Here is an 8,830-nt window from a genome sequence, read left to right as displayed (position 1 = left end):
GCGCCGTGACGATCCCGGCGACGATCGGACGGGACACGGGGGCGGCGGCGGGCATGGCTCCGAGAGTATCGCGGGGGAGCGGAGCGCCGCCGGTCAGGCCAGCCCCATCCGATGCGCGAGCACGACGCCCTGCACGACACCCCCATCCTGCCGGGAACCCTCGGCGACGACGCGCCGCTGCGAGGAGCCGCGGCATCCGCCTGGAGGCGACCATGACACCGACCCCCATCCTCGAACGCCTGCGCGGCGGCCTGATCGTCTCCTGTCAGGCCTACCCCGGGGAGGCGATGCGCGACCCGCGGACCATGGCGCAGGTCGCCGACGCCGCCCTCGTCGGCGGTGCCGCCGGGATCCGCGTGCAGGGGACCGACGACATCCGGGCGGTCGCGGACCTCCCGGTGCCGATCATCGGACTGTGGAAGGACGGCGATGCCGACGTCTTCATCACGCCGACGCTGGAGCATGCCGTGGCCGTCGCCGACGCGGGCGCCGACATCGTGGCGATCGACGGCACCCGACGCTCGCGGCCCGACGGCCGTACCCTTGCGGAGACCATCGTCGGGCTGCGCGCGCACTCCGACGCGCTCATCATGGCCGACTGCGGTTCCCTCGACGACGCGATCGCCGCCGAAGCCGCGGGCGCCGACATCCTCGGCACGACCCTGTCCGGCTACACCGGGGAGCGGCCGAAGGGCGACGGCCCCGACCTCGAGCTCATCGGCCTCATCGCGGCACGCTGCACCCGCCCGATCGTCGCGGAAGGGCGCATCCACACCCCGGCGCACGCCGCCGCCGCGATCGCCGCGGGAGCCTACGCGGTCTGCGTCGGCACGGCCATCACCCATCCGGCCACCATCACGTCGTGGTTCGCGCGGAGTCTCGCCGAGGCCCGTCCGTGACCCCCGTGCTCCTCAGCGCCTATCCGCTGTCGCCCGCGCACGCCCGGTGGGATCCGGCGCTGGAGGCCGCGCTGCTGCCGCAGCTCTGCGCGCTCCCCGGGGTGGCCGGGCTCGAGGTGCCGTGGATGGGGGCGGTCCATCCGCACGACCCGTCCTGGTTCCTCGGCCATGTGCCGGGCGTGCCCCTCGCGGTCACCCCGGTGCCGTTCGTGATGCGGCGGCTCGCGGAGGACCCGTCGTACGGACTCGCCTCGCCGCAGGAGGAGGGGAGAGCCGCGGCGGTGGCGGATCTGCGGCGCGTGGCGGACGACGTCGCGCGGCTCACCGCCGAGAGCGCCCCATCGGTCGCGGTGGTGATGCTGCACACCGCGCCCCGCGGGAGGGGAGACGGGGACGCGCTCGCCCGGTCGCTGGAGGAGGTCGCGGCGTTCGACTGGAGCGGAGCCCGGCTCGTCATCGAGCACTGCGACGCCGCCGTTCCCGGTCAGACGCCGGAGAAGGGGTTCCTCCCGCTCGCTGCCGAGATCGCGGCCATCCGGTCCGCCGACGCCCCGGTCGGCCTCTGGCTCAACTGGGGGCGGTCGGCGATCGAGCTGCGAGACGCGGACGCGGTGACCGCGCAGATCGCCGACGCCGCGGCCTCGGGGCTGCTGACCGGGCTCGCGTTCTCCGGGGCCGCGCCGGTCGAGAGCCCGTACGGCCCCGCCTGGGTGGACGCGCACCTGCCCATCGCGGAGACCCATCCCGCGTCCGCGTCACTGCTCGACGCGGCACACGTCCGCGCGGGGCTCCGCATCGCGGGCGACGTGCCCTGGCTCGGCCTCAAGGTCGCGCGACGGCCGGAGGATCGCACGGTCGCGGAGATCGTCCGCACCGCGGAACGGAACCTCGCCGTCGTCCGAGACGCGGGCTGAGCGCGAGAAACTCTCAGCCCGCTCCCAGCCCCGCGGGACCAAAACGGGCTCGTCCCTGGTTCTCCTCAGTGACGCCGCAGCCAGCGGCGTCGGACAAGGAGCCACTCATGTCGAACGACTACGGCAGGACCCCCGAGGCCGTCAGCGGTCTCACGAACCTGCAGTACGAGGTCACGCAGCAGGACGCCACCGAGCCGCCCTTCCGCAACGCCTACTGGAACAATCACGACGACGGCATCTACGTCGACGTCGTCTCCGGGCAGCCGCTGTTCTCCTCCCGGGACAAGTACGACAGCGGCACCGGCTGGCCGAGCTTCACGCGCCCGATCGACGCCGACGCCGTGACCACGAAGACCGACCGCACGCTGTGGATGACCCGCACCGAGGCGCGGTCGTCCGGCGCCGACAGCCACCTGGGTCACGTCTTCGACGACGGACCCCGCGCCGAGGGCGGCCTGCGCTACTGCATGAACTCGGCGGCCCTCCGCTTCATCCCGGCGGAGGATCTCGAGAAGGAGGGGTACGGTCGCTACAGCCCCCTCTTCACCACCCACATCTCTGAGGAGCAGTCATGACCGACACCGGAACCATCACCCGCACCCCCGGGACCGAGACGGCCGTCCTCGCGGGCGGCTGCTTCTGGGGCATGGAAGACCTCATCCGCCGCCAGCCCGGGGTGATCGACACCCGCGTGGGCTACACCGGCGGGGAGAACGACCACGCGACCTACCGCAACCACCCCGGTCACGCGGAGGCCGTGGAGATCGTCTTCGACCCGAGCGCGACGACCTATCGCGACATCCTGGCGTTCTTCTTCCAGATCCACGACCCGTCGACCCTGAACCGTCAGGGCAACGACATCGGGTCGAGCTACCGGTCGGCGATCTTCCCGCTCACCCCCGAGCAGGAGCAGGTCGCGCGCGACACGATCGCCGACGTCGACGCCTCCGGGCTGTGGCCGGGTAAGGCCGTCACGACGATCGAGCCCGCCGGTCCGTTCTGGGAGGCCGAGCCCGAGCACCAGGATTACCTGATCAAGTACCCGAACGGCTACACGTGCCACTTCCCCCGCGCCGGCTGGGTCCTCCCGAAGCGCGAGGACGCCACCGCCTGATCCCCGAGACCCCGCTTTCCCGCCGAGACCCCCTCCTGCACGCGAGTGCAGGAGGGGGTCTCGGCGCGTAGACGGGGTCTCGGCGGGGTCAGGACTCGGCGAAGAAACCGAGCGCGGCCTCCTTGAAGTCGCGGGAGCCGGGGGCGTTGAAGTGGTGGCGGTTCGGGAGCTCGACGAAACGGGCATCGGGAGCCGCGGCCGCCAGCGCCCGGGAGCCCTCGATGATCGCGTCCTTCGATCCCGTCGCGAACAGCAGCGGCACGACCGGGGCGTCCGCGGGATCGGGATCGATCGTGCCGGAGCCCCGAAGTCCCTCCGCCAGGGCGACGAGCGCGCGCAGATCGTTCCCGGGCACCCGCTCGGTCAGCGCGATGTAGTTCTGCGTCGTGCGTTCCTCCACCGGGGTGCCGTCCGCGATGTACGCGCGCACCTGGTCGAGGTCCAGACGCGCGAGGGGGATGCCGTCGGGGACCCCGCCCAGGACCGCCCGGCCGATCCGATGCGGGAGCTCGCGGGCCACCTCCCACCCCACCCGGGCGCCGAGCGAGTAGCCGAGGTAGAACGCATCGTCGACGAGGTACGTGTCCATGACGGTCTCGACGTCGGTCACGAGGTTGCGGATGGCGTAGGCGTCGGACTCGTGCGGCTTGTCGCTCTGCCCGTGGCCCCGCTGGTCGAGTGCGAGCACGCGGTACCCGGCCCTGGTCAGCTCGCGCACCCAGCCGGTGAGCACCCAGTTGTCGCGCGCGCCCGAGGCGAAGCCGTGCACGGTCACCACGACGGGGGCGTCGAGCTCTCCCCACGTGTACGTCGCCAGTCGTGTGCCGTCCGCCGCGTAGACGTGCTGCGGGTCGGGCATCTCGGTGAGGTCGGAGAGGGGAACAGCCACCCCACCATCCTCCCCCCACTTCTCCCTTCCCTGGCGCCGAGACCCCGGTTACACGCCGAAACCCCCTCCCCGCGGTGTCGCGGAGAGGGGGTTTCGAGGAGAACCCGGGGTCTCGGGTCAGACGCGGTCGCGCAGAGCGGCGCCGAGCTCTGCGTCCACGTTCGTCCAGTACTGGAAGAAGCGCTCGCGGATGGCGTCGACCGTGATCGAGCGGCCCTGACCGGTCAGGACCTCCAGGAAGCGGGCGCGCTGCGGGCCGTCGAAGACCTCGCGGTACAGCGTGCCGGCCTGACCGAAGTCGTCGTCCTCGGCGTGCAGCGTCGCGGCGGAGCGGGTGAGCTCGCCGTCCGCCGACCAGTTCACCTCGATGCCCTTCGCCGGGTCGGCCGCGGGGCCGCCGGGGGTCCCGAAGGAGTTCGGCTGGTAGGTGCGGTGCGCGGCGTCGTTGTACTGGTACCGCATCGAGCCCTCGTGTTGGTAGTTGCGGGTCTCGGCGGCGTGCGGCTGGTTCACCGGCAGCTGGTTGTAGTTCGCGCCGATGCGGTGACGCTGGGCGTCCGGGTAGGCGAACATCCGGCCCATGAGCATCTTGTCGGGGGAGATGCCGGTACCGGGCACCTGGTTCCCCGGCGCGAAGCCGGCCTGCTCGATCTGCGCGAAGAAGTTCTCCGGGTTGCGGTTCAGGGTCAGCGTGCCGACCTTGATGCGCGGGTAGTCCTTCTTCGAGATCGTCTTGGTGAGGTCGAAGGGGTTGAAGCGGTAGTCCTTGGCCTCGTCGTACGGCATGATCTGCACGTACAGGTCCCACTTCGGGAAGTCGCCTTCGGCGATCGACTGGAACAGGTCGCGACGGTAGTGGTCCGCGTCGGAACCGGCCAGCTGCTCGGCCTCCTCCGGGCTCATCGCCTCGACGCCCTGGTGGGAGATGAAGTGGTACTTCACCCAGAACACCTCGCCCTCGGCGTTGATCCAGGAGTAGGTGTGCGAGCCGTAGCCGTTCATGTGACGCCAGCTGCGGGGCAGGCCGCGCTCGCCCATGAGGTAGGTGACCTGGTGGGCGCTCTCGGGCGAGAGGGTCCAGAAGTCCCACTGCATGTCCGCGTCGCGCAGGCCGGAGTCGCCGAGGCGCTTCTGCGAGTGGATGAAGTCGGGGAACTTGATGGCGTCGCGGAGGAAGAACGTCGGGGTGTTGTTGCCGACGATGTCGAGGTTGCCCTCGGTCGTGTAGAAGCGCAGCGAGAACCCGCGCACGTCGCGCCAGGTGTCGGGCGAGCCCTGTTCACCGGCGACGGAGGAGAAGCGGAGGAGGGTCTCCGAGGTGGCGCCCGGCTGGAACACGGCCGCACGGGTGTACTTCGAGACGTCCTCGGTGACGACGAACTCGCCGAACGCGCCGCCGCCCTTGGCGTGCGGGTTGCGCTCCGGCACCCGCTCGCGGTTGAAGGAGGCGAGCTTCTCGACCAGGTAGTGGTCGTGCAGCGCGGTGGGGCCGTCGGGGCCCACGGTCAGCGAGTGGGTGTCGCTCGCGATCGGCGCTCCGGCCTGCGTCGTCGTGGCCGGACGGCCCGCGTCGGTGGGGTTGGTCATGGTCTTCTCCTTCTCCGCGCGGACATGCCGAACGGACCCTCGGGGAGGGGATCGGTGGATGCGCCTACGCGGCGTTCTGGCAGCTGGGGCAGAGGCCCCAGAAGGTGACTTCAGCTGTCTGCACGGTGAAGCCCCCCGTCGAGGACGGGGTGAGACACGGCGCCTCGCCGACGACGCAGTCCACATCGCCGACCGCACCGCAGGAGGTGCAGACGACATGGTGGTGGTTGTCGTCGATGCGCCGCTCGTACAGCGCCGCGGAGCCTGCCGGTTCGATCCGGCGGATGAGGCCCGCCGTCGTCAGGTCCGCGAGGATGTTGTGCACCGACTGGATCGACGTGGTCGGAAGCACGTCGGACACGGCGCGGTAGACCCGCTCCGCATCCGTGTGGGCCATGGAGCCGAGAGCCTCGAGAACGGCGACGCGGCCCGCAGTCGCACGCAGCCCGGCGTCGCGCAACGCCGAGTCGAGTTCCGTCTCCATGCCCTCGACTCTACACGTGTTTTGAGTGATTCAAAAGAGCATGCCGCGATGCCGGGCGCGTCGCCGCCGTCAGACGAAGCGGACCGTCTGCTGCAGACGGGTGCGGACATCGAACAGCTCGTTGCCGCCGATGGCCCGCGCCCCGGGGACGCCCTGCCGCAGGACCATCGCCAGCGCGCTGCGCCGCACCACCACGACCGGGACCCCGCGGTTGCTGCCGAGCGGGGTGACCGCCTGGGCGAGGTCGTCGTCGGGGAGCACCACGATCGCCCCGCCGAACTTCACCTTCGCGGCCTTCGCCACCGCGCGCATCCGGGCGAGAGCCGCCGTGACCGGGGCCCGCGTGCCGAGGCTCGGGCCGGTGATCTCCCCGCGGCGGAACCCCACGACCCCGCCGAAGTCCTCGGACATGACGCCGTAGAGGCCGGACGGGCTGAGCACCACGTGGTCGAGCTTGTCCTCGGGGGTCTGTCCTGCGGCGACGTCGTGCCAGACCGTGAAGCCCATGCCGAGGTCGGAGACCGTGCGGGCCGTGGCCTCCTCCGCCAGCGCGTCGGCGAGCAGCCGCCGGAGCTCCCGTGGGGCGGCGCGCACGAGGGCCGGGGCGTACGGGTCGGGGACCTCGACCCCGTGACCTGCCCACTCGCGGATCAGGGAGAGGTAGCGTTCGCGGCGCCAGCCCCCGGGGTGCCCGTAGGAGCGGGCGCGCGGCCGGGTGTCGGTGCGCACCGTCGGGGGACGCCAGCCGCTCCATTCGCCGCCGTCGTCGGTCAGGCCTGCGCGGCGGTCGTACGCGGCGCGGTCCTCCGCGGTGCCGATGAGCTCCCACGCGCGCTGGACCTGGATGAACACGGCCGCGTCGCCGCCGGTGTCGGGGTGGGTCTGCCGCAGTCGCAGCCGATACGCCCGCCGGAGCTCGGCGTCGTCGACGGCCGGATCCACGCCGAGGATCTCGTACGGCGAGGCCGAGAGCGGACTGTCGAACATCGCTCTCCTTCCGCGACCGCGGCGTCCAGGATATCCGTCGGACGGTGTGCGGCCGCCGGGAGGCCTCAGTCCGCGACGTCGACGATCCGCTCGATCCCGGCCACCGGGGCCACGGCGCCGCCGGACGCGGCGGCGAGGTCGGCGGTCAGGCGCGGAAGCGCGGCGGCGGGCACCCACAGCTCGAGCTGGGCGGAGGCCCCGTAGGTCGGCGTGCCGAGCGTGGCCCCGTGCGACGTCGCCCAGTCGCGGAGCAGGTTGTCGTAGCGGCCGGCCTCGGCGTGCGGGACCTCGACGGTCGCCTGGGTGAGCGCCGCGCGACGGACGAGTGCGGCATGGTCGAGCGTCTCGGACACCGCGGTGGAGTAGGCGCGGATGAGGCCGCCCGCCCCGAGCTTCACCCCGCCGAAGTAGCGGGTGACCACCGCGACGACGTCCGTGAGGCCGCGGCGCCGGAGGACCTCGAGCATCGGGACGCCGGCCGTTCCGGAGGGCTCGCCGTCGTCCGAGGAGCGCGCCTGATCCCCGTGCAGACCGGTCACCATCGCGGTGCAGTTGTGGTTCGCGTCCCAGGCGCGCTTCCGGATCGTCGCGATGACGGCTTCGGCCTCGGCCACCGTCGACACCGGTGCGACGTGCGTGAGGAAGCGCGACTTGCGGATGACGAGCTCGTGGTCGACGGCTGCCGCGATCGTCGCCGGGAACGGGTGCGGTGTCGACATCGGCCCCACGATACCTCCGTTCGAATCGCCTGATTGGTCCCAAATCCGGGCCGGATGCCGCCAATCGGGCGATTCGAACCGGGTCGACCGAACGATGGAGGCGCACACCGGCCCGGCGGACGAGAATGTCAGCATGCCGACCGGAGACACCGCCGAGACCGACCACCCCGGAGGGCGGTCGGGAGCACGCACGCGCTCCTGGGGGCGCCTGGTCACGTCGCTCCGTATCGGCCAGGCCGTCATCACCGTCGTGCTCACGGTAGTCGGCGTCGTCCGCTCCCTCGCCGACGGGGTCCCGGTGCCGTGGCTGCTCGCGACCGCCCTCGCCTTCCTCGGCTGGTACGGCGGCGGGCTCCTGCTCTCCTCCCGCACGGACGACCGGGCGCTCGCCGCCGGCTGGCTGCTGGGGCTCACGGCCATCTGGCTGGGGGCGGTGGCGCTGTCGCCGGAATTCGTGTGGCTCGCGTTCTCGCTGTGGCTGCTCGCCGGCTTCCTGCTGCGACTGCGATGGGCTGTGCTGCTCAGCATCCTCATCCTCGCCGTCGTCATCGGCGCGCCGCTGCTGCACACCGGGACGACCACCTACGCGAACGTGATCGGGCCGCTGGTGGGCGGCATCTTCGCCCTCGGGATCTCCCGCGGCTACCTGGAGCTCGTCCGCGACGGGCGGGAGCGGCGGCGACTCATCGCGTCCCTCGTCGCGACGCAGCAGGAGATGGCGGCCCTCCAGGACGAGCTCGCCCGGACCCAGCGGGAGTCCGGCGCCGCCGCCGAGCGCACCAGGGTGTCGCGCGACATCCACGACACGGTCGCCCAGAGCCTGTCGTCCATCGTCCTGCTGGCGCGGTCGGCGGCCGAGCACGAGGACGGCCGGGAGCGGGCGCTCGGGCAGATCGGGGCGCTCGCCGCGGAAGGGCTCGCCGACGCCCGGCGCATCGTCGACGACCTCATGCCCGCTGAGCTGGACGGCTCCGCGCTGAGCGACGCCCTTGCCCGGATGCTCGAGCGCCTGACCGCCGAGACCGGGATCGCGGCCACCTTCCATGCCGACGAGGATCTGCCCGCACTCGGCCTCGACGCGGAGGTCGCCCTGCTGCGGACGGCCCAGTCCGCACTCGCCAACGTGCGCAGCCATGCCGGCGCCACTCGGGTGGTGGTGACGCTCGCGGACGCCGGCGACGCGGTGCGGCTGGACGTGGTCGACGACGGTCGCGGCTTCGACCCGTCGCGAGATCGG

General features: G+C 72.2%; 10 protein-coding genes. 5 read left to right on the top strand and 5 right to left on the bottom strand.

Translation table 11 applies throughout. From position 1 onward, the window contains the following. Positions 1-212: 212 nt before the first annotated feature. From D8M34_RS17285 to msrA, 4 genes are all read left to right on the top strand, one after another. Positions 213-899 (top strand): N-acetylmannosamine-6-phosphate 2-epimerase, encoded by a 687-nt coding sequence (locus D8M34_RS17285; RefSeq protein WP_062765763.1) that lies wholly within the window; start codon positions 213-215, stop codon positions 897-899. Next, complete coding sequence (locus D8M34_RS17280; protein WP_161973081.1) at positions 896-1,813, top strand: DUF4862 family protein; 918 nt, start codon at positions 896-898, stop codon at positions 1,811-1,813. The genes D8M34_RS17285 and D8M34_RS17280 overlap by 4 nt, the downstream gene beginning before the upstream one ends. 107 nt (positions 1,814-1,920) lie before the next feature. Further along, positions 1,921-2,388: a peptide-methionine (R)-S-oxide reductase MsrB gene (msrB, locus tag D8M34_RS17275; RefSeq protein WP_126894629.1), complete on the top strand. Its 468-nt coding sequence runs from the start codon at positions 1,921-1,923 to the stop codon at positions 2,386-2,388. Beyond that, on the top strand, positions 2,385-2,927 hold the full coding sequence (gene msrA, locus D8M34_RS17270) for a peptide-methionine (S)-S-oxide reductase MsrA (RefSeq protein ID WP_025102782.1): 543 nt from the start codon (positions 2,385-2,387) through the stop codon (positions 2,925-2,927). The genes msrB and msrA overlap by 4 nt, the downstream gene beginning before the upstream one ends. 88 nt (positions 2,928-3,015) lie before the next feature. On the opposite strand, the gene D8M34_RS17265 is transcribed toward msrA, so the two are convergent. From D8M34_RS17265 to D8M34_RS17245, 5 genes are all read right to left on the bottom strand, one after another. Further along, complete coding sequence (locus D8M34_RS17265; protein ID WP_126894628.1) at positions 3,016-3,816, bottom strand: alpha/beta fold hydrolase; 801 nt, start codon at positions 3,814-3,816, stop codon at positions 3,016-3,018. Positions 3,817-3,933: 117 nt separating this feature from the next. Then, positions 3,934-5,403 (bottom strand): catalase, encoded by a 1,470-nt coding sequence (locus tag D8M34_RS17260; RefSeq protein WP_025102780.1) that lies wholly within the window; start codon positions 5,401-5,403, stop codon positions 3,934-3,936. A gap of 64 nt (positions 5,404-5,467) precedes the next feature. Continuing rightward, the gene (locus D8M34_RS17255; protein ID WP_025102779.1) at positions 5,468-5,887 is read right to left on the bottom strand and encodes a Fur family transcriptional regulator; all 420 of its coding nucleotides are present in this window, start codon (positions 5,885-5,887) and stop codon (positions 5,468-5,470) included. Positions 5,888-5,956: 69 nt separating this feature from the next. Next, positions 5,957-6,874, bottom strand: coding sequence for a J domain-containing protein (locus D8M34_RS17250; RefSeq protein ID WP_025102778.1), 918 nt, complete (start codon positions 6,872-6,874; stop codon positions 5,957-5,959). A 65-nt stretch (positions 6,875-6,939) separates the two neighbouring features. Then, positions 6,940-7,593 (bottom strand): IMPACT family protein, encoded by a 654-nt coding sequence (locus D8M34_RS17245; protein WP_085605220.1) that lies wholly within the window; start codon positions 7,591-7,593, stop codon positions 6,940-6,942. A 133-nt stretch (positions 7,594-7,726) separates the two neighbouring features. Here D8M34_RS17245 and D8M34_RS17240 point away from each other — a divergent pair. Further along, on the top strand, positions 7,727-8,830 hold a 1,104-nt coding region (locus tag D8M34_RS17240), incomplete at its 3' end, for a sensor histidine kinase (protein WP_126894627.1).

The organism is Microbacterium sp. HSID17254 (genome assembly GCF_003989315.1).
Classification (GTDB): Bacteria; Actinomycetota; Actinomycetes; order Actinomycetales; family Microbacteriaceae; genus Microbacterium.
This window is presented reverse-complemented; position numbering and strand designations above follow the sequence as displayed.